An 18,952-nucleotide genomic window follows, 5' to 3' on the forward strand; every position below is an offset into this window, starting at 1 on the left:
GGGCAGTTGCGGCCGGCGACACGCGCCGACACGCCGTGGAGAGCCGCGACGACGGCTCACTCGGCAGCGCGGGCCCCAGCCGGGATCCGCCCGCGAGCAGAACCCGACGCGTGCACGTCCGCGGAAGTGCACCTCCGCGGAAGTGCGCACGGGCAACTCCGCGGACGTGCACGGGACGGCCCCACCTACGATCGACCGGTGAGCGTCACCCCCATCCGGCTGCTCGGCGACCCGGTCCTGCACCGGCCCGCGGCCCCCGTCGTCGACTTCGACGCCGAGCTGCGCCGCCTGGTCACCGACCTGACCGAGACCATGCACGCCGCCGGGGGCGCGGGCCTGGCCGCACCGCAGATCGGGGTGGGCCTGCGGGTGTTCACCTGGCACGTCGACGGCGAGGTCGGGCACCTGGTCAACCCCTCGGTCGACCTCGTCGGCGACGAGACCGAGGAGGAGCCCGAGGGGTGCCTGTCCATCCCCGGCTACCGCTTCGACTGCCGCCGCCACCTGCACGTGGTCGCCACCGGCTGGAACCAGCACGGCGACCCGGTGCGGGTGGAGGGCTCGCACCTGCTCGCCCGCGCGGTGCAGCACGAGGTCGACCACCTCGACGGCGTCGTCTTCGTCGACCGGCTCGACCCCGGGGCGCGGGCCGCCGCCCTGGCCGCGCTGGCCGAGGCGGAGTGGGCCGGCATGGCCGCCTGGGTGCCGCGGGTGGAGGTGAGCCCCCACTGAGGCTCCTGTTCGCCGGGACGCCCGAGGCCGCCGTCCCCTCGCTGGAGGCGCTGCTGGCCTCCGACCACGAGGTGGCCGCCGTGCTCACCCGGCCCGACGCCCGCTCCGGCCGCGGCCGGAAGGTCAGCCGTTCCCCGGTGGCCGAGCGCGCCGACGCCGCCGGCCTGCCGGTGCTGCAGCCCCGCTCGCCGCGCGAGCCGGAGTTCCTGGCGCGGCTGGCCGACCTCGCCGTCGACTGCGCTCCGGTGGTGGCCTACGGCGCGCTCGTCCCGCCCGCCGCGCTCGACCTGCCCGCGCACGGCTGGGTCAACCTGCACTTCTCCCTGCTGCCGGCCTGGCGCGGCGCGGCGCCCGTGCAGCACGCGGTCATGGCCGGCGACGAGGTCACCGGCGCGTGCACCTTCCGGCTCGAGCAGGGCCTCGACACCGGGCCGGTGTACGGCGTGGTCACCGAGGAGATCGGCCCCCGCGACACCGCCGGCGACCTGCTGGGACGCCTCGCGGTCAGCGGCGCCCGGCTGCTGGTGGCCACCCTCGACGGCATCGCCGCCGGCACGCTCGAGCCGCGGCCCCAGCCGGCCGAGGGCGTCAGCCTGGCCCCGCGGCTCGAGCCCGCCGACGCCCGCGTCGACTGGGACCTGCCGGCGCACGTCGTCGACCGCCGGGTGCGCGGGGTGACCCCGGCGCCGGGCGCGTGGACCACCTGGCGCGGCGACCGCTTCCGTCTCGGGCCGGTCGAGCCGCTGCCGACGGCGCTGGCGCTGGCGCCTGGTGAGCTGTCGGTCGGCCCGGGCGGCGTCGTCGTCGGCACCGGCCGCGGGTCGGTCCGGCTGGGGGAGGTGCAGCCGGCCGGCAAGCGGCTGCAGCCGGCCGCCGACTGGGCGCGCGGCGCCCGCCCGGCGCCGGGCGAGCGGTTCGGGACGTGACCGGCCCGCCCCGCCGCCCGGCCGGCCCGCGCGGAGGGCGCCGGGACCGCCGCCCGCCCCGCCGCCCGCCCCTCGACGGTGCCCGGCTGACCGCCTACGACGTCCTCGACGGCGTCTCCGGCCGGGACGCCTACGCCAACCTGCTGCTGCCCCAGCTGCTGCGCGAGCGCGACCTCGAGCCGCGCGACGCCGCCTTCGCCACCCAGCTCGCCTACGGGACGCTGCGGGCGCAGGGCACCCTCGACGCCGTCCTCGAGCAGGTGGTCGACCGCCCGCTCGCCGAGCTCGACCGCCGCCTGCTCGACCTCCTGCGGCTGGGGGCCTACCAGGTGGTCGACCTCCGGGTGCCCGCCCACGCCGCCGTCGCCACCACCGTCGACCTGGTGCGCGCGATCGTCGGCGCCGGGCCCTCGGGGCTGGCCAACGCCGTGCTGCGGAGGGTGGCGGCGGGCGGGGACCGGGCCGCGTGGCTGGCCCGGCTGGACGCCGACGGCGATCGCCGGCTGGGCCTGGCCACCGACCACCCCGCGTGGATCGTGGCTGCCTGGCGGGAGGCCCTCGGCGGCGGCGCCGAGCTCGAGGACGCCCTGCTCGCCGACGACGCCGCCCCCGAGGTGCACCTGGTCGCCCGCCGGGTGGCCCGCGACGCCCTCGCCGAGGAGTCCGGCGGGACGCCGGGTCCCTGGTCGCCGTACGCGGTGCGCCTCGGCGGGGGAGACCCCGGGCGGCTGCCGTCGGTGCGCGCGGGCGCGGCGGCGGTGCAGGACGAGGGCAGCCAGCTCGCCGCCCTGCTGCTGGCCCGCGCGCCGCTGGAGGGCCCCGACGCGCGCTGGCTCGACGTCTGCGCCGGCCCCGGCGGCAAGGCCGGCCTGCTGGCCGCCGTCCGCCCGGCCGGGGTGCACCTCACCGCCGCCGACCGCGCGCCGCACCGCGCCGAGCTGGTCCGCGGGGCGCTGGCGGGGGAGGACAACGTCGAGGTGCTCGTGGCCGACGGGCGGCAGCCGCCGTGGGCGCCGGGCTCGTTCGACCGGGTGCTGCTCGACGCGCCGTGCACCGGGCTGGGCGCGCTACGCCGGCGGCCGGAGGTGCGCTGGCGCCGCACGGCCGACGACGTCGCCCCGCTGGTCGACCTGCAGACGGCGCTGCTCGACGGCGCGCTGGCCTCCGTGCGGCCGGGCGGGGTCGTGGCCTACGTGACCTGCTCGCCGCACGCCGCGGAGACCGTCGCGGTCGCCGACGCCGCCGCCGCGCGCGACGACGTCGAGGTGCTGCCCGTGGCGCCGCTGTTCCCCGGGGTCCCCGGCGTCGAGCGGGGCCGGTACGGCCAGCTGTGGCCGCACCGCCACGGCACCGACGCGATGTTCCTGGCCCTGCTGCGCCGCACCCGCTGACCGCCCGGAGCCCACCGGGGCGGCGGTTCGTGCACGCACCGCCGCCACCGAGCGGCCGCGGTCGCGCTGCGTGCACCCACCGCGGACGGCGTCGGTCGCCTACCCTGCCCCGCCGTGACCTCGCCCGCGAAGCCCTGGCTCCCCGACGACTTCGTCCACCCGCTGCGCGCGGACCTGCCCACCGGGCAGCACCTGCGGCCCATGGGCCCGGCCGACACCGAGATCGACTTCCCCGCCGTCATGGGCTCCCGCGAGCGGCTGTGGAGCATCTACGGCGAGGCATGGGGCTGGCCACCGGCGCACATGACGATCGAGGCCGACCGGGAGGACCTCGCCCACCACGAGCGGGAGATCGAGGCCCACGAGAGCTTCCTGTACGGCCTGTTCGAGGACGGCGAGGCCGAGCTGCTCGGCTGCCTCTACATCGATCCCCCGAGCAAGGCCGGGGACGCCGACGCCGAGGTGTCGTGGTGGGTGGTCGACCGGCTGGTCGGCTCCGACGTGGAGCGGGCCCTGGACGAGTTCGTGCCGCGCTGGCTGGCCGAGCAGTGGCCGCTGCGCGCGCCGCGGTACGTCGGGCGCGACCTGACCTGGGCCGAGTGGAACGCCCTGCCCGACCGCGGCTGAGCACCCGCCCGGACGCCGAACGGCCCCCCGGCGTGCGCCGGGGGGCCGTCCTGGGCCTGCGGGTCAGTTCACCCGCACCTGCATGAAGGTGTCCTGCGCGCCCGTGCTCACCACGGTGATCCGGGTGCCGGTCTCCGGGACGTCCACGCCGGCCCAGCCGTTGGCGTCGGGCTGCTCACCCGGCGCCACGTACCAGTCCTGCGTGTCGTCGAAGGTCGGCACGGCGGGCAGCCCGCCGTAGGTGCCGGCCGCCCCGGTGTCCGGGTCGTGCAGCGTGATCCGGTCCGTCGCCTGCCGCCCGAAGGTCGAGTCGTAGGACTGGATCCGCGGCCGCCAGCTCTCGCCGTCGCTGCGGTTCGTCCCCTCGTCGTCGGTGGGCTCGTACAGCAGCCCGGGGTGGGCGTCGACCGGCAGGACCAGCCCGCCGCCCGGGTGGGCGCCGACGTTGTTGTCCTCGTACTGGGTGTTCCAGTAGCTGATCAGCAGGCCGTCCTGGTAGGGCAGCCGCTCGGCCCAGTCCGCGCGCGCCGGGTCGCCGAAGTTGTACGGGCCGGTGCGCAGACCGGCGTCGTAGCCGGTGTAGGTGCGGTTCTCGGCGAGGTAGGCGTTGAAGAACCGCTCGGTCGCCGTGCCGGTGGTGACGGTGAACCCGTCGAGGGTCCAGTCGGTCACCGGGGTGCCGCCGAGGGCGACGGCGTCCACCTGCAGGCCGGGCTCGACAGCGGCGCCGTCGGTCCAGTAGCGGAACCCGACCTGGGCACCGTCCGGGACCGCGCTGACGTCGGCGGTGAGGTCCACCCACTGGCCGCCGGTGCTGCCGGTGATCCCGTGGCCGGCGTTCTGGCCGTTCGGGTCGGTGGTCGTCGACCGGCTGGTCGGCAGCGGCGTGAAGGTGCCGTTCTGCACGTACCCGGCGTAGGCGTAGTCCCAGTCCTGCTCGATCTGGTAGCGGACCTGCGCCGTCAGCGTCGTCGCGCCGGCCGGCTTGGCGGTCAGCATGGTGTGGTCGAGGTCGTCGCCCTGGCCCGAGTACCAGAAGTCCGCGCCCTCGTAGGGGTCCCCGATGTCCGTGGTGACCTCGCGGTCGGGCAGCAGGACGACGAGCGCCTGCGCCTGCTTGGTGGTCGCGGTGGACGGGCCGAGCCGCAGGTTGGCCGTGGCGCCGGGCCGCACCACCTCGTAGTCCAGCCAGCCCAGCTGGAGCTTCTCCCAGGCGCCCATGTGGGTGGGCCGGGTGCCGATGCCGTCGGCGGGCTCACCGCTGTTGCCGTAGGAGCCGGAGGACATCAGCGACCAGAAGCCGGTGCTGTTCTCCGCGCCGCCGCTGTTGCCGGAGGTGTCGTAGAGGTCGGGCAGGCCGAGGTCGTGGCCGAACTCGTGGGCGAAGACCCCGACGCCGCCGTTCTCGGGCTCGATCGTGTAGTCGCCGATCCAGTAGCTCGACTGGCCGACCTGCGTGCCGCCGAGCGGGTTGGTCTCGCCGTCCACGGTCGGGCCGCCGGCCCCGACCCGGGTGGTCTGGTTGTACCAGCGGTGACTCCAGATGGCGTCCGCGCCGAGGGCGCCGCCGCCGACCTCCTCGCCCATGCCCGCGTGCACGGCCTGGAAGTGGTCGACGTAGCCGTCGGCCTCGTCGAAGTCGCCGTCGGAGTCGTGGTCGTAGCGGTCCCACACGTCGAACTGGGACAGGTACTCGTCGATCTCCGCGGCGGTCTTCCCGGCCGCCAGCTGGTCGGCGTACCAGGTGTTGACCGACTCGTTGACGAACTCCCACGGGCGGCGGCCGTCGTCGCCCTCGCCGTAGTAGGACGCGTCGTGGTCGTCGACGGTGACCCAGTCCTCGACCTCGCCGGTGACGGTGTAGCGGCCCGAGGACAGCTCCTCGTAGAAGTTGGCGACCGAGTTGACCCCGGCCTCGGAGCTGTAGAGCAGCCGGTCGAAGTAGGGCTGCGAGAAGTCCTCGGTCCAGATCGTGGTGTTGTCCACGCTGCGGTCCGGCCGCGGGATCTGGTTGTGCGGCAGGTCGCCGAACTCGCCGAGGACGGTCCAGATCGCGTCGCTGTCGGTCTGGGCGAGCTCGACGTACTGGCCCCGGGCGACCTCGACGACCTTGTTGTCGCCGCGCGGCGTGGCCTCGCCGGACAGGACCTCCTCGAGGGCCTGCTCACGCAGCTCCCGCTGCTTGTCACCCAGCGGGTTGGGCAGGTCGTGCGCCCGGTCGGGCGCCGCGGCGGGCTCCTCCGGTGGCGGGGCCGCGTTGGCGGTCGCGGGCATCGCCGCGACCAGCGCGGCACCCACGACCAGGGGAAGAACTCTCTTCTTCAAGGACCGTCTCCCGTAGTCGGCTGAGGGCTGCCGTCAACCGGTGCGGTTCCACCGATATCACTCTGTGACAACCCCGGCTGACCGTAGGTAACGGATGTGATCCGGTCCACCCGCCGTTATCGGACGGTTACATTTCGAGACCCGGGGGTCCGCGGAGGCCGTGGTCCGTCGCCGGACGGCGCTGATCACGCCGCACCTAGACTCGGACGACGTGGCCCGCACCCCGATGATCGCCCCCAGTCTGCTGTCCGCGGACTTCGCCCGGCTGGCCGACGAGGTGGCCCGGGTGGCCGACGCCGACTGGCTGCACGTCGACGTCATGGACGCCCACTTCGTGCCCAACCTGACGCTCGGCCGGCCGGTGGTCGAGGCGATCCAGAAGGTCAGCCCGGTGCCGCTGGACTGCCACCTCATGATCGAGGCGCCCGAGCGCTGGGCCCCGGGCTACGCCGAGGTCGGCGCCCGCAACGTCACCGTGCACGCCGAGGCCTGCACCGGCGACCCCCGCGACGTCGCCCGCGACATCCGCGCCGCCGGGGCACTGGCCGGCCTGGCCGTGAAGCCGGGCACGCCGCTGGAGCGGTACGAGGAGGTCCTCCGCGACTTCGACACGCTGCTGGTCATGACCGTCGAGCCCGGCTTCGGCGGCCAGGCCTTCATCGCCGACGTGCTGCCCAAGGTGCGCCGCGCCCGCGAGCTGGTCGACACCGGCCACCTGCGGCTGCTGGTCGAGGTCGACGGCGGCATCAACGCCGACACCATCGAGCGGGCCGCCGAGGCCGGCGCCGACGTCTTCGTCGCGGGCTCGGCCGTCTACGGCGCCGACGACCCCGCCCGGGCCATCGCCGCGCTGCGCGACCGGGCCGCCGCGGCCGTCGTCGGGTGAGTCCCCGGGAACGAGCCGCCATGGCCCGGGCGCGCGAGCTCGGGCGGTCGGTCCTCGGCACCACCAGCCCCAACCCGCCCGTCGGCGCGGTGGTCCTCGACGCCGACGGCGCGGTCGTGGGGGAGGGGGCCACCTCGCCGCCCGGCGGGCCGCACGCGGAGGTGCACGCGCTGGCGCAGGCCGGGGAGCGCGCCCGCGGCGGCACCGCCGTCGTCACCCTCGAGCCGTGCGCGCACACCGGCCGCACCGGGCCGTGCGCCGACGCGCTGCTCGCCGCCGGGGTCGCGCGCGTCGTCGTCGCGGTCCCGGAGCCCACCCGGCTCGCCGTCGGCGGGGCCGACCGGCTGCGGGCCGGCGGGGTCGACGTCGAGCTGGGCGTGGAGCGGGAGGCCGCCGAGGACGGCGCGCTGGCCGCGTGGCTCACCGGCGTCCGCGAGTCCCGGCCGTTCGTGGTCTGGAAGGTGGGGGCCACCCTCGACGGGCGGGTCGCCGCCGCCGACGGCACCAGCCGCTGGATCACCGGGCCGGTCGCCCGGGCCGCGGTCCACGCGCTGCGCGCCACCTGCGACGCCGTCGTCGTCGGGTCGGGCACCGCCCTGGCCGACGACCCGCAGCTCACCGTCCGCGACGCCGAGGGCCGCGACGCCGCCCGCCAGCCGCTGCGCGTGGTGCACGACCGGCGCGGCCGGCTGCCCGCGACCGCCCGGGTCCTCGACGGCGCCGCGCCCACCCACGTCAGCCGCGCCGCGGGCCCCGCCGAGCTGCTCGCCGAGCTGTTCGACCGCGACGTCCGCCGGGTCCTGCTCGAGGGCGGGCCGACCCTCGCCGCCGCCTTCCTCCGTGCCGGGCTGGTCGACGAGGCGGTCGTGCACCTCGCCCCGAAGCTGCTCGGCGCCGGGCCCTCCCTCGTGGGGGACCTGGGAATCAGCACGATCGGCGCGGCGCTCCCCCTCGAGGTGCGCGAGGTCACCGTGCTGGGCGGGGACGTGGCGCTCCGCCTGCGGCCCACCCGGCACACTGGGGACGAGCGGCACGCGGACAGGAGGGACTGAGGGTGTTCACAGGCATCGTCGAGGAGGTCGGCACCCTCGTCGTGCGCGAGGACTCCGCCGACGCCGCGGTGCTGCGCATCCGCGCCCGCCGGGTGCTCGAGGACGTCTCCCTGGGCGACTCGATCGCGGTCAACGGCGTCTGCCTGACCGTCACCGGCGTCGAGCCCGACGGCGACGGGACGGCGGTGTGGTCCACCGACGTCATGGCCGAGACCCTCCGGCGCAGCAGCCTCGGGGGCCTGGGCGGCGGCGACCCGGTCAACCTCGAGCGGGCGGTCAGCGCCTCCGGCCGCCTCGGCGGGCACGTCGTGCAGGGCCACGTCGACGGCGTCGGCACCGTGCTGTCCCGCTCGCCGAGCGAGCACTGGGACGTCGTGCGGGTGTCGCTGCCCCCGCAGCTGGCCCGTTACGTCGTCGAGAAGGGCTCGATCACCGTCGACGGCGTCTCCCTGACGGTCAGCGCCCTCAGCGCGGCCGACGACCCCGAGCCGTGGTTCGAGGTCAGCCTCATCCCCGCCACCCTGCGCGAGACCACGCTGGGCGGCCGCGCCCCGGGGGACCCGGTCAACCTGGAGGTCGACGTGATCGCCAAGTACGTGGAACGCCTGCTGGGAGCCCGCCGATGACCGGCACGGTCCGCCTGGACACCGTCGAGAGCGCCATCGCCGCGATCAAGGACGGCCGCCCCGTCGTGGTCATCGACGACGAGGACCGGGAGAACGAGGGCGACCTCATCTTCGCCTCCGAGCTCGTCACCCCGGAGCTGGTGGCGTTCATGGTCCGCTACACCTCGGGCTACATCTGCGTCTCGGTGACCGAGGCCGACGCCGACCGGCTCGACCTGCCGCCGATGTTCCGGGTCAACCAGGACCGCCGCGGCACCGCCTACACCGTGACCGTCGACGCCCGCGAGGGTGTGACCACCGGCATCTCGGCGGCCGACCGGGCGCACACCATCCGGCTGCTCGCCGACGCCGGGACCTCCTCGGCCGACCTCGCCCGCCCCGGCCACATCGTGCCGCTGCGCGCGAAGGACGGCGGCGTGCTGCGCCGGCCCGGGCACACCGAGGCCGCCGTCGACCTCGCCGTCCTCGCCGGGCTGCGGCCCTCCGGGACGCTGTGCGAGCTGGTCAGCGAGAAGGACCCGACCGGCATGGCGCGCGCCGAGGAGCTGCGGGTCTTCGCCGACGAGCACGACCTGTGCCTGATCTCGATCGCCGACCTGATCGCCTACCGCAAGCGGTTCGACAAGCTCGTCGAGCGGGTCGCCGAGGCCACCGTGCCGCTGGGACCGGGCACCTTCACCGCCGTCGGCTACCGCAGCTCCTACGACGACCGCGAGCACGTCGCCTTCGTCTACGGCGAGGTCGGTGACGGCGAGGACGTGCTGGTCCGGGTGCACTCCGAGTGCCTCACCGGCGACGTGTTCGGCTCGCTGCGCTGCGACTGCGGCCCGCAGCTGCAGGCCGCGCTGGCCGCCGTCGCCCAGGAGGGTCGCGGCGTCGTGCTCTACATCCGCGGGCACGAGGGCCGGGGGATCGGCCTGCTGCACAAGCTGCAGGCCTACCAGCTGCAGGACGCCGGCGTGGACACCGTCGACGCCAACCTCGACCTGGGCCTGCCCGCCGACGCCCGCGACTACGGCACCGGCGCGCAGATCCTCGTCGACCTCGGCGTGCACACCATGCGGCTGCTGACCAACAACCCGGCCAAGCGGGCCGGCCTCGAGGGCTACGGGCTCCGGATCACCGGCCGCGTGCCGCTGCCCAGCCACGTCACCGCCGAGAACCTGTCCTACCTGCGCACCAAGCGCGACCGGATGGGGCACCTGCTCGACATCATCGAGCCCGAGACCGAGTCCGGTCCGGCCGACGTCCCCGTCGGCGGCGCGGCGAGCAGCGCCGACGTGCCCCGGGGGCAGACGGAGCAGCGGCTGTGAGTGGTGAGGGGCGCCCCGAGGCCGGAGCGGTCGACGCCGCCGGGCTCTCCCTGGGCATCGTGGCCACCACCTGGCACGCCGAGCTCACCGACAGCCTGCTGGCCCGCGCGGTGGCGGCGGCGCGGGCCAGCGGCATCGCCGAGCCGACCGTCGTCCGCGCGCCCGGTGCCGTCGAGCTGCCGGTGGTCGCCCAGGCGCTGGCCGAGCGGCACGACGCCGTCGTCGCGCTCGGGGTGGTCGTCCGAGGCGGCACGCCGCACTTCGAGTACGTCTGCGACGCGGTCACCGCGGGCCTGACCCGGGTCGCGCTCGACGCCGGCAAGCCCGTCGGCAACGGCGTGCTGACCTGCGACACCGAGCAGCAGGCGCGCGACCGCGCGGGCCTGCCCGGCTCGGCGGAGGACAAGGGCTGGGAGGCCGCGATCGCCGCCCTGGCCACCGCGCTGACCCTCCGCGAGCTGAGGACCCCGCGGCACACCACCGGCTTCCAGGTCACCCCGGCCGTCGGGCAGGGGCTGGCGTGAAGCGCTTCGACGACCTGTTCGCCGAGCTGTCGGCCAAGGTCGCCGCCGGTGATCCCGCCTCGGGCACGGTCACCGCCGTCCGCGACGGCGTGCACGCCGCGGGCAAGAAGGTGGTCGAGGAGGCGGCGGAGTCCTGGATGGCCGCCGAGCACGAGGGCCCCGAGCGGACGGCGGAGGAGATCAGCCAGCTGCTCTACCGGGTGCAGGTCCTCATGCTGGCCCGCGGGCTGACCCTCGACGACGTCTACACCCACCTCTGAACCGACCCCCACAGGAGAACCGCCGTGCTGCGAGTCGCCGTGCCCAACAAGGGCGTCCTCAGCGAGCCCGCGGCCGCGATGCTCGCCGAGAGCGGCTACCGCCAGCGGCGCAGCACCAAGGACCTCGCGGTCTACGACCCCGACAGCGACACCGAGTTCTTCTACCTGCGCCCGCGCGACATCGCCGTCTACGTCGCCTCCGGCACGCTCGACGTCGGCATCACCGGCCGCGACATGCTGCTGGAGACCACCCCGGTCGACGGCGAGGGCCCGGCCGCGGTCGAGGTCATGCCGCTGGGCTTCGGCCGGTCCTCCTTCCGCTTCGCCAGCCCCGTGGAGTCGGGCATCGACTCGGTCGAGCAGCTGGCCGGCCGGCGGATCGCCACCGCCTACCCCGTGCTCCTGCAGCACCACCTGGAGGAGCAGGGCATCAAGGCCGGCGTGGTGAAGCTCGACGGCGCGGTGGAGACCGCCTGCCGGCTCGGGGTGGCCGACGCGGTCTGCGACGTCGTCGAGACCGGGACGACGCTGCGCGCCGCGGGCCTGCGGATCATCGGCGAGCCGCTGCTGACCAGCGAGGCGGTGCTCGTGGGCCGGGAGGGCGCCGGGGAGATCCCCGCCGTCGCCCAGCTGCGGCGCCGGCTGCGCGGGGTCCTGGTCGCCCGTCAGTACGTGATGCTCGAGTACGACTGCCCCAACGAGCTGCTCGCGCGGGCCACCGCGCTCACGCCGGGTCTCGAGGGGCCCACGGTCAGCCCGCTGCAGACCGAGGGCTGGTCGGCGGTGCGCGCGATGGTGCGGCAGACCGACACCAACCGGGTCATGGACGAGCTCTGGGACGTCGGCGCCCGCGCCATCCTGGTCACCAGCATCCACGCCTGCCGCCTCTGACGCCGTGCGCACCCTCGTGCTCGCGGTGGCGCTCGTGGCGCTGGCCGGGTGCGCCGAGCGGGGGAGCGGGACCTCCGGCCCCGGCACGGCGACCGCGCCCCCGGGCGACGAGCTGGTCGTCGAGGTCGACCCCGGTGACGGCGGCACCGCCGAGCGGTACACGCTCACGTGCGGGGAGACCCCCGGCGGCGACCACCCCGACCCGGGCGCCGCGTGCGCGCACCTGGCCGGTCTCGAGGACCCGTTCGCGCCGCTGCCGGCCGACGTCGCGTGCACCGAGGTCTACGGCGGGCCGCAGACCGCCCGGGTCACCGGCAGCTGGGACGGCGCCCCGGTCGACGTCGCGCTGTCGCGGACCGACGGCTGCCTGATCGAGCAGTGGGACGGCCTGGGCCCACTGCTGCCCGGCCCGGTCGGCGTCGACGAGCTGCCCGGCTGAGGCGAGCGGGCAGGGTGTGCGCCGAGGCCGCACTCCGGGGCCGGGAACCCGGCGCCTGCGCACACCCTCGGAGCACGGGAGGGCCGCCACACGGCAGCGGCCCCCTCCCCGGGTGGGGAGGGGGCCGCCGTCGGACCTTCGGTCAGCGCACGCGGGTGGTCCGGTCGACCAGGTCGATCGCGGTGCACAGGCCCAGCGCCATCGCCCGGCCGCTGGTCGAGCCGGTGGCCAGCAGGCCCTGGATCGCCGGGCCGAGCGGCCGCTCACCGACCAGGCCCTGCAGGACCGCGGCGTACTCGCCGCTGACCCGCCCGGCCGCCGCGTGCCGCAGCAGCGCCCGCGAGAGCTCCGTGGTGCGGCCGGCGGCCAGCGAGTAGACGCCGGCGGCGAAGCGCTCGGCGGACGGGTGCCCGAGGAGGACCAGCCCGGCCATCGTGCCGGCCATGACGTCGTCGCCGGCCGGGGTCAGGCCGGGGCCGAGGCCGATCAGCCGGGCCGCGGTGCGCAGCGCGGCGTCGAGGTCGGCACGGCGGACCGCGCCGCGCAGCGCCGCGAGCGGACCACCGGGACCGGCGGGCAGGCCCGGCAGCGTGAACGCGCTGTGCGGCACGCCCTCGCCGTAGAGGGTGCTGCGCAGCTGGCGCACGCCCTCGGGGAGCAGCGCCGGGCGGGCGCTGGGCAGCCGCGGCCGCGGGTCCCACCACGCCGCGGCGCGGACCACGAGGTCGCCGACGACGATCCGCCCGCCGCCCACCTCGGCGGGGGCGCCGCTGGGCAGGGCGGCCAGGGGCCGGCCGTTGCTCGGGCGGAACAGGATGCAGCCGAGGGGGAGCCGGGCGGCGTCACTGGTCAGGACCCCGACGACGTCGCTGCCGCGGTCGGTGGGGACCTGCAGGTACACCGCCGCCGGGGCGCTCATCAGCACGCGGGCCGGGCGCACCGGGCCGCGGAGCAGGTCGGCGACGCCGGTGCTGGCCGAGGACGGGACGGCGGAGGCGGCGCGGGCCGGCGGCGCGGTGCGCAGCGTCTCCTGGACCGAGGCGCGCGGGAGGGGGATCACCGGGACGCCGGCGCGGGCCGCCCGTCCCATCCCCGTGGTGCCGCTGCCGTTCCCGCTGCTGGTGTGGTCGATGGTGCGCATCCGCTGTGTCCTTCCCCGTCGGGACAATGGGAGCGACCCTCCGCTCGGGTCCCCCACGGGGCCGGTCCCGTCCGGAGGAGGGGGGAGGGCACCGCGTGCGGCGACCGCCTACCATCCAGCGGACGGGAACTGGCCGGCTTCGAAGCTAAGCGGCGCGTCGCACGTCCTCGTATGGCGAATGTGACCAAGAATGGGGGGTGCCGTCCAGGCACACCTGCCAGGTTCCAGCAACTCGAGAACGCCACAGGCCCATTAGGAGGGCGAGTCGTGACGCAGGGTGAGGTCTCGATGACCTCAGGGTCCTACCCCACCGCACCCATGTCGTTCCACCGGGGATGGCAGACGGCGGGCGCGGCGCGGTCGGCGACCCCGCGGAACGAGTGGCGCGACCGCGTGGGCCTGCGGGTCGCCGAGGCGCTGCGGCTGCCCCGCCTGGCCGGGGTCGAGGTCGTCGCCGGCCGTTCGGGCCTGGACCGCCTCGTGCGGCACATGGTCGTCGACGACCCCGCGGCGCCACTGGCCACCGCCGGCGCCGACGTGGTCGTCGTCCTGGGCGCCCGGCTGCCCCCCGCCGACCCCGCCGACTGCCGGGCGCTGGTCGACCGGCTCGACCACCTGGGCACCGCCGCGCTGGCCTACCGCCGGACCGAGGGCCCGCCCGCCGTGCCCGCCGAGGTGCTCGCCGAGTCCGACCGGCGGGGGCTGCCGGTGCTCGCGCTGCCGCCGACCGTGCGCATGGACGAGGCGGTGTCGGAGGTGCTGGGCGCGGTCGTGCGCAAGCAGGGCGAGGCGCTCACCCTCTCGGCCCGCATGCACGACCAGTTCATCGACGTCGCGCTCAGCGGCGGCGGCCTGGCCGAGGTCACCGACCGGCTGGCCACCTACCTCGAGGGCGCCGCGGTGCTCGGGCTCGGTCCCGACCGCGAGATCGTCACCACCGCCGGGCCGCCCGAGGACGTCGCCGAGATCAGCGACTGGTTGTGGCTGCTCGACGCCGAGGCCGAGGACGAGCTGGCGATGATGGCCCCGGCCCACCGGCTCTCGGGCGTGCGCGCCGACCAGACCGTCGTCACCCCGGCCGACGTGCTCGCCGACGCCGACCTGTCCCCGGCCGACGGGATCCTGCTCGTGCCCGGCCACCACGAGCTGCCCGGCGGGGTGGGGGAGTACGCCGTCGCGCCGATCATGGCCGGCGAGCACCGGCACGGCTGGCTGGTGGCGGTGCACCGCAGCGGTCAGATGGTGGTCGGCGCCGGCGGTGTCCTCGAGCGCGCCGCCGTCGTCTCGGCGCTGTCGGTCATCCGGCAGCAGGCCGTGCACTCGGTGGAGCTGCGCTTCCAGGGCGACCTGGTGCGCCGGCTGGTCGCCGGGTCGCTGCGGCACACCGAGCGGGCGCTGGCGCAGACCCGGTCGTTCGGCTGGCGGCTCGACGGGCCGGTCGTGGTCCTGGTGACCGCCACCGAGACCGCCGCCGACCCCGCCGCCGACCCGACCCGCGCCCTCGACGTCCTCGACCGGCTGGCCGACGGCTGGCGGATGGCGCTGGAGTCGGAGGTGACCGGCGCCGCGGTGGCGGGCCTGTCGACCGAGATCGTCACGGTGCTGCCGCTCGACGGCCGCACGCCCGAGGAGATCACCGCCCTGGTGACGGCCGTGACCAGCCGGGTCAACGCCCGGGTCCGGCGGGTGGGCCGCGTGCTGGCCACCGGCATCGGCCGGCCGGCGGAGTCACTGTCGGCCCTGGGCGAGGCATACCAGCAGGCGCAGCGGGCGCTCGGCGTCGGCCAGGAGATCCACGGCCCGGCCACCGTCACGCACTTCGACCAGCTCGGTGTCTTCCGGCTGCTGTCGCTCATCCCCGACAGCACGGAGCTGCGGTCCTACGTCGACGAGGTGCTCGGCTCGCTGGCCGACGCCGGCGACCCCGACTCCGCCGACCTGCGCGAGACGCTGCGGGTGCTGCTGGAGACCAACCTCAACGTGGCCGAGTCCGCCCGCCGGCTGCACTTCCACTACAACACGATGCGCTACCGGATCGGCAAGCTGGAGCGGCTGCTGGGTCCCTTCACGACCGACCCGACGCTGCGGCTGAACCTGCTGCTGGCGCTGCACGCGGCGCGCATGCGGGGGCTCGACCAGCCGCACCGGCCGCCGGTCGACGCGGGCCTGCTGCCGCCCGACGACGGGTTCGACGCCCTGGTCTAGGCGCTCCGGTCGGCGGGTGACAGCCCCCCGAGTTCGTCGCTGACGTCCCACAGTCCGCGCGCCCGGCCGGGGTCGAGGCTCTCCGGCGACGACGGCGCCTCGGTGCCGCGCTCGACGTGGCGGCCACTGGTCCCACCCGGGCCGGTCACCACCGCCGCGAGCTGGGCCGCGGCGCGCTCGGGTGTCTGTGCGCCCGGCATCCGCTCGAGCAGCGGGGTGAGGCCGCGGTAGGTCGCCCGGGCCCACGCCGGGTAGTCACGCGCCAGGCGCGGGCCGAGGTGACCCGCCGGGCCGTCGCGCTGTTCGCGGAGCAGGGGTACGCGGCCACCAGCACCGAGCATGTCGCCGCGGCGGCCGACGTCTCGCGCAGCACCCTGTTCCGGCTGTTCGCCGACAAGGAGGACCTGCTCTTCGGCCTCGAGGACGACCTGCCGGCCACCGCCACGGTCGCCGTCGCCGAGGTGCCGCCGGAGCTGCCGCCCTGGACGGCGCTGCGGGCCGCCGCCGTGGCGATCGCCGAGCAGGTGGCCCCGCTGCGGGACCTGCTGCTCACCCGGGAGCGGGTGGTCGGCACCGTGCCGGCGCTGGCCGCCCGCGCGGCCGCGAAGCACCGGCGCTGGGAGGCCGCGCTCGCCGAGGGGCTGGCCGCCAGGGGCGTCGCGTCCGGCGAGGCGCTGCTCCTGGCGAAGCTCGCGCTCGCCTGCTTCGAGGTGGCCCAGGCCGACTGGCTGGCCGGCTCCGCCGAGGACCTGCCCGCGCTGCTCACCGCGGCGCTCGAGCGGCTCCCCGGCCTGCTCGACCGCTGACCTGCGGAGCCCGTCCGCGCCGGGCAGCATCGCGGTCGTGACCGCGCCGGTGGACGAGCTCATCGACCGCATGCAGGGGGTGCTCGACGGGCTGACCGCCGACGGCGACCCCGCCCGCCACTTCCTCGGTACCTACCTGCGCACCACGCAGGCCGTCGGGGCGGCCATCGACGACGGGCGCTTCGAGGACCCGGACTGGGTCACCGCCTGGGACGTCGACTTCGCCGGGCTCTACCTCGACGCCCTCGAGGCGCACCGGCGCGACCCGGCGACCCCGCCGGCGCCGTGGCGGGCGGCGTTCGGCACCGGCGCGGCGACCCGGCCCGAGGGCCACGTGCTGCTGGGCATGAACGCCCACATCAACTACGACCTGCCGCAGTCGCTGGTGCGGGTCATCGGTCCGGCCGACTTCGCCGACCCGCGGCTGCTCGACTCCCGCCGGCGCGACCACGAGCGGATCGACGAGGTCCTCGCCGGGCGGGTGAGCGAGGAGGACCGGGCGCTGGAGGCGGGCGGGAGCCGGCGCACCGCCCTGGACCGCCTGATGGGCGGGGCCAACCGGGCCGCCGCCCGCGCGCTGCTGCGGGAGTCCCGGCGCAAGGTGTGGGCCAACACCGAGGCGCTGCACGCCGCCCGGCTGCGCGGCCCCGACGCCTACGCCCGCCGGGTGGCCCAGCTCGAGGCGGCCGCCGCCGCGCGGGTGGCCGACCTGCGGCGCGGCGGGCCGGTGCTGCTGCGGCTGGCCGTCTGCGGCTTCGGCGTCGTCCTGCCGCCGGAGTGAGCGGCCTGGCGTGAGGGGGTGACGACCCGGCCGGGGGCCTCCCGCGGGGAGGTCGGGGCGCCGCCGCTGCGGGTGGTGCCACGGCTGCGCGGGGTGGACGTGCTGCGCGGCCTCGCGGTCATCGGGATGCTCCTGGTCGACAACCGCGGCAGCACCGCGATGCCGGACCAGATGGAGCACGCGGCGTGGGACGGGTTGCACGTCGCCGACGTCGTCTTCCCGGTCTTCCTGCTGGTGGTGGGGGTCTCGGTCCCGTTCTCCCGGCGGGCCGGCCGCCCCGGGCCGGTGCTCGCCCGGGTCGTCCGGCTCACCGTGCTCGGCTGGCTGGTGGTCACGGCGAAGCACGGGTCGGCCACCGTCGGGGTGGGCGTGCTCGGGCACGTCGCCGGCGCGTACCTGCTGTGCTGGCTGCTGCTCCGGCTGCCGGGTCCGGCGCAGGTCGCCACCGCGGCCGGGGTGCTGGTGGCCCTCGGCGTGGCCACCGTCGCCGGCGGCGCCGCGCCCGACCGGTCGTGGGGGCACACCGTGGACGCCGCGCTCGGCCTGCCGTTCTCGGCCGAGACGCCGCACTCCTACCTCGGCAGCGCCGTCACGGTCTTCCTCGGCGTGCTCGCCGGGCGCGTGCTGGCCTCCGGCGGCGGGCGGGCGGCCCTGGCGCGGCTCTCGGCGGGCGGGGCCGCGCTGCTGGCCACCGGGCTGGCGCTCGCCCCGGTGGTACCGGTGAACAAGCGGCTGTGGTCGCCGTCGTTCGTGCTGGTCACCGGCGGCATCGGGCTGCTCGCGCTGGCCGTGGTGCACCGGCTGGTCGACGAGCGCGGCGTCGTGCGCCCGTTCCGGCCGCTGGAGGTGCTCGGCGCCAACGCGATCGTCGCGTTCGTGTTCTCCGAGGTCGTGTTCCGCGCGGTCCTGGCGCACGCGGTCCAGCCCGCGGTCGACGCCTGGCTGAGCTCGGTGACCGGGGCGGTCGCGGCCGCCTGGCTCCGCGCGGTGCTGTCGGTCGTGGTCGTGTGGGCGGTCTGCGCCGCGCTGCTGCGCCGCGGGGTGCTCCTCCGCGTCTGACTGCCCACCGGTCCGGTTCTGCGCTGCCGGATCCCCCGCGCGAGCGCAGGCTGTCCGGGACGCCGCACCGGGCGGCGCGGGAGGAGGACCGCATGACCGACGTCGGCCGGCCCCTGTCCGGGAGGGTCGCCCTGGTGACCGGGGCGTCGTCGGGGATCGGCGAGGCCACCGCCGTGGCGCTCGCGCGGGCCGGCGCCGCCGTCGCGATCGGTGCGCGGCGCGCCGACCGGCTGGAGGCGCTGGCCGGGAGGCTGCGCGACGACGGCGCCCGGGTGCTCACCCTCGACCTCGACGTCACCGACGAGACCGCCTGCCGGGACGCCGTCGACCGCACGCGCGAGGGGCTCGGCGGGCTCGACGTCCTGGTCAACAACGCCGGGGTGATGCTGCTGGGCACCATCGTCGGCGCCGACGTCGAGGACTGGCGGCGGATGCTGTCGACCAACGTGCTGGGCCTGATGTACCTGACCCACGCGGCGATCGACGGCATGCTCGAGCAGGGCTCGGGCGACGTCGTGAACGTCTCCAGCGTCGCCGGCCGCACCGCCCGCAAGGGAGCGGGTGTCTACAACGCGAGCAAGTGGGCGGTGAACGCCTTCAGCGAGTCGCTGCGGCAGGAGGTGACCACCCGTGGCGTCCGGGTCAGCCTCGTCGAACCCGGCGCGGTGGCCACCGAGCTCACCGACCACATCACCCAGCCCGAGGCGAAGGCGGCGACGCAGCGGATGGTCGGCGGGATGACACCGCTGCAGGCCGCCGACGTCGCCCGCGCGATCGTGTACGTGGTCAGCCAGCCGCCGCACGTCGCGGTCAACGAGGTGCTCGTCCGCCCCACCGACCAGGAGCGCTGAGCCCACGCCCACGCCCACGCCCACGCCGGGCCGGCGCCCGTCCGGCCGCGTTCTCGTGATCTCGGCGGGACGGGGGCCCTGGTGGGTCGAGTTCGCGTGTAAGGGACGAAGCGGGCC

The 18,952-nt window shown here is 76.4% G+C and carries 20 protein-coding genes; 17 read left to right on the plus strand and 3 right to left on the minus strand.

Annotation, left to right across the window (positions count from 1 at the left end; all coding sequences use genetic code 11):
• The first annotated feature begins 198 nt into the window (after nt 1–198).
• From def to ACI79V_RS08365, 4 genes are all read left to right on the plus strand, one after another.
• A complete protein-coding gene (gene def / locus ACI79V_RS08350) occupies nt 199–732 on the plus strand; it encodes a peptide deformylase (RefSeq protein WP_456876602.1) in 534 nt (177 codons plus the stop codon).
• Nucleotides 681–1,658: a methionyl-tRNA formyltransferase gene (locus ACI79V_RS08355; RefSeq protein ID WP_456888248.1), complete on the plus strand. Its 978-nt coding sequence runs from the start codon at nt 681–683 to the stop codon at nt 1,656–1,658. Before def ends, ACI79V_RS08355 begins: the two co-directional genes overlap by 52 nt.
• Nucleotides 1,655–3,049 (plus strand): RsmB/NOP family class I SAM-dependent RNA methyltransferase, encoded by a 1,395-nt coding sequence (locus tag ACI79V_RS08360; protein WP_456888250.1) that lies wholly within the window; start codon nt 1,655–1,657, stop codon nt 3,047–3,049. Before ACI79V_RS08355 ends, ACI79V_RS08360 begins: the two co-directional genes overlap by 4 nt.
• Before the next feature lie 114 nt (nt 3,050–3,163).
• Nucleotides 3,164–3,676, plus strand: a complete 513-nt coding sequence (locus tag ACI79V_RS08365) for a hypothetical protein (RefSeq protein ID WP_456888251.1) — start codon at nt 3,164–3,166, stop codon at nt 3,674–3,676.
• 63 nt (nt 3,677–3,739) lie between these two features.
• Here ACI79V_RS08365 and ACI79V_RS08370 read toward each other — a convergent pair whose 3' ends face one another.
• Nucleotides 3,740–6,001 (minus strand): immune inhibitor A domain-containing protein, encoded by a 2,262-nt coding sequence (locus ACI79V_RS08370; protein WP_456888253.1) that lies wholly within the window; start codon nt 5,999–6,001, stop codon nt 3,740–3,742.
• A gap of 211 nt (nt 6,002–6,212) precedes the next feature.
• Between ACI79V_RS08370 and rpe the strand changes: the two genes are divergently transcribed.
• Genes rpe through ACI79V_RS08410 form a run of 8 tightly spaced genes read left to right on the plus strand, consistent with a single transcriptional unit; the run spans nt 6,213 to nt 11,992 of the window.
• Nucleotides 6,213–6,887 carry a ribulose-phosphate 3-epimerase gene (rpe, locus tag ACI79V_RS08375; protein ID WP_456876607.1) on the plus strand — a complete coding sequence of 225 codons (675 nt, stop codon included), beginning with the start codon at nt 6,213–6,215 and terminating at the stop codon, nt 6,885–6,887.
• Between the two features lie 20 nt (nt 6,888–6,907).
• On the plus strand, nt 6,908–7,939 hold the full coding sequence (gene ribD / locus ACI79V_RS08380; RefSeq protein WP_456888255.1) for a bifunctional diaminohydroxyphosphoribosylaminopyrimidine deaminase/5-amino-6-(5-phosphoribosylamino)uracil reductase RibD: 1,032 nt from the start codon (nt 6,908–6,910) through the stop codon (nt 7,937–7,939).
• A 2-nt stretch (nt 7,940–7,941) separates the two neighbouring features.
• Nucleotides 7,942–8,565, plus strand: a complete 624-nt coding sequence (locus ACI79V_RS08385; protein WP_456876609.1) for a riboflavin synthase — start codon at nt 7,942–7,944, stop codon at nt 8,563–8,565.
• On the plus strand, nt 8,562–9,878 hold the full coding sequence (locus tag ACI79V_RS08390) for a bifunctional 3,4-dihydroxy-2-butanone-4-phosphate synthase/GTP cyclohydrolase II (protein WP_456888257.1): 1,317 nt from the start codon (nt 8,562–8,564) through the stop codon (nt 9,876–9,878). Before ACI79V_RS08385 ends, ACI79V_RS08390 begins: the two co-directional genes overlap by 4 nt.
• Nucleotides 9,875–10,402, plus strand: coding sequence for a 6,7-dimethyl-8-ribityllumazine synthase (gene ribH, locus ACI79V_RS08395; RefSeq protein WP_456888258.1), 528 nt, complete (start codon nt 9,875–9,877; stop codon nt 10,400–10,402). The genes ACI79V_RS08390 and ribH overlap by 4 nt, the downstream gene beginning before the upstream one ends.
• Entirely contained in the window at nt 10,399–10,662 is a 264-nt protein-coding gene (locus ACI79V_RS08400; protein WP_456876612.1) for a phosphoribosyl-ATP diphosphatase, read from the plus strand. The genes ribH and ACI79V_RS08400 overlap by 4 nt, the downstream gene beginning before the upstream one ends.
• Before the next feature lie 24 nt (nt 10,663–10,686).
• Nucleotides 10,687–11,553, plus strand: coding sequence for an ATP phosphoribosyltransferase (gene hisG / locus ACI79V_RS08405; protein WP_456888260.1), 867 nt, complete (start codon nt 10,687–10,689; stop codon nt 11,551–11,553).
• Between the two features lie 4 nt (nt 11,554–11,557).
• Nucleotides 11,558–11,992 (plus strand): SSI family serine proteinase inhibitor, encoded by a 435-nt coding sequence (locus tag ACI79V_RS08410; RefSeq protein WP_456888262.1) that lies wholly within the window; start codon nt 11,558–11,560, stop codon nt 11,990–11,992.
• 142 nt (nt 11,993–12,134) lie between these two features.
• Here ACI79V_RS08410 and ACI79V_RS08415 read toward each other — a convergent pair whose 3' ends face one another.
• Complete coding sequence (locus tag ACI79V_RS08415) at nt 12,135–13,133, minus strand: DUF2877 domain-containing protein (RefSeq protein ID WP_456888264.1); 999 nt, start codon at nt 13,131–13,133, stop codon at nt 12,135–12,137.
• Nucleotides 13,134–13,400: 267 nt separating this feature from the next.
• Here ACI79V_RS08415 and ACI79V_RS08420 point away from each other — a divergent pair, with 267 nt between their 5' ends.
• On the plus strand, nt 13,401–15,338 hold the full coding sequence (locus ACI79V_RS08420) for a PucR family transcriptional regulator (protein ID WP_456888266.1): 1,938 nt from the start codon (nt 13,401–13,403) through the stop codon (nt 15,336–15,338).
• On the opposite strand, the gene ACI79V_RS08425 is transcribed toward ACI79V_RS08420, so the two are convergent.
• Nucleotides 15,335–15,538 carry a hypothetical protein gene (locus tag ACI79V_RS08425; RefSeq protein WP_456888268.1) on the minus strand — a complete coding sequence of 68 codons (204 nt, stop codon included), beginning with the start codon at nt 15,536–15,538 and terminating at the stop codon, nt 15,335–15,337. The two genes, ACI79V_RS08420 and ACI79V_RS08425, sit on opposite strands and share 4 nt — an antisense overlap.
• A 78-nt stretch (nt 15,539–15,616) precedes the next feature.
• Here ACI79V_RS08425 and ACI79V_RS08430 point away from each other — a divergent pair, with 78 nt between their 5' ends.
• The 4 genes from ACI79V_RS08430 to ACI79V_RS08445 all read left to right on the plus strand — a co-directional run bounded on the left by ACI79V_RS08430 (nt 15,617) and on the right by ACI79V_RS08445 (nt 18,835).
• Nucleotides 15,617–16,144 (plus strand): helix-turn-helix domain-containing protein, encoded by a 528-nt coding sequence (locus ACI79V_RS08430; protein ID WP_456888269.1) that lies wholly within the window; start codon nt 15,617–15,619, stop codon nt 16,142–16,144.
• A gap of 37 nt (nt 16,145–16,181) precedes the next feature.
• Complete coding sequence (locus tag ACI79V_RS08435; protein WP_456888272.1) at nt 16,182–16,925, plus strand: DUF5995 family protein; 744 nt, start codon at nt 16,182–16,184, stop codon at nt 16,923–16,925.
• 18 nt (nt 16,926–16,943) lie between these two features.
• Entirely contained in the window at nt 16,944–17,984 is a 1,041-nt protein-coding gene (locus ACI79V_RS08440) for a heparan-alpha-glucosaminide N-acetyltransferase domain-containing protein (RefSeq protein ID WP_456888274.1), read from the plus strand.
• A 92-nt stretch (nt 17,985–18,076) separates the two neighbouring features.
• Nucleotides 18,077–18,835: an SDR family NAD(P)-dependent oxidoreductase gene (locus tag ACI79V_RS08445; RefSeq protein ID WP_456888276.1), complete on the plus strand. Its 759-nt coding sequence runs from the start codon at nt 18,077–18,079 to the stop codon at nt 18,833–18,835.
• The last annotated feature ends 117 nt before the right edge of the window (nt 18,836–18,952 follow it).

Source organism: Geodermatophilus sp. SYSU D00700, assembly GCF_054050255.1.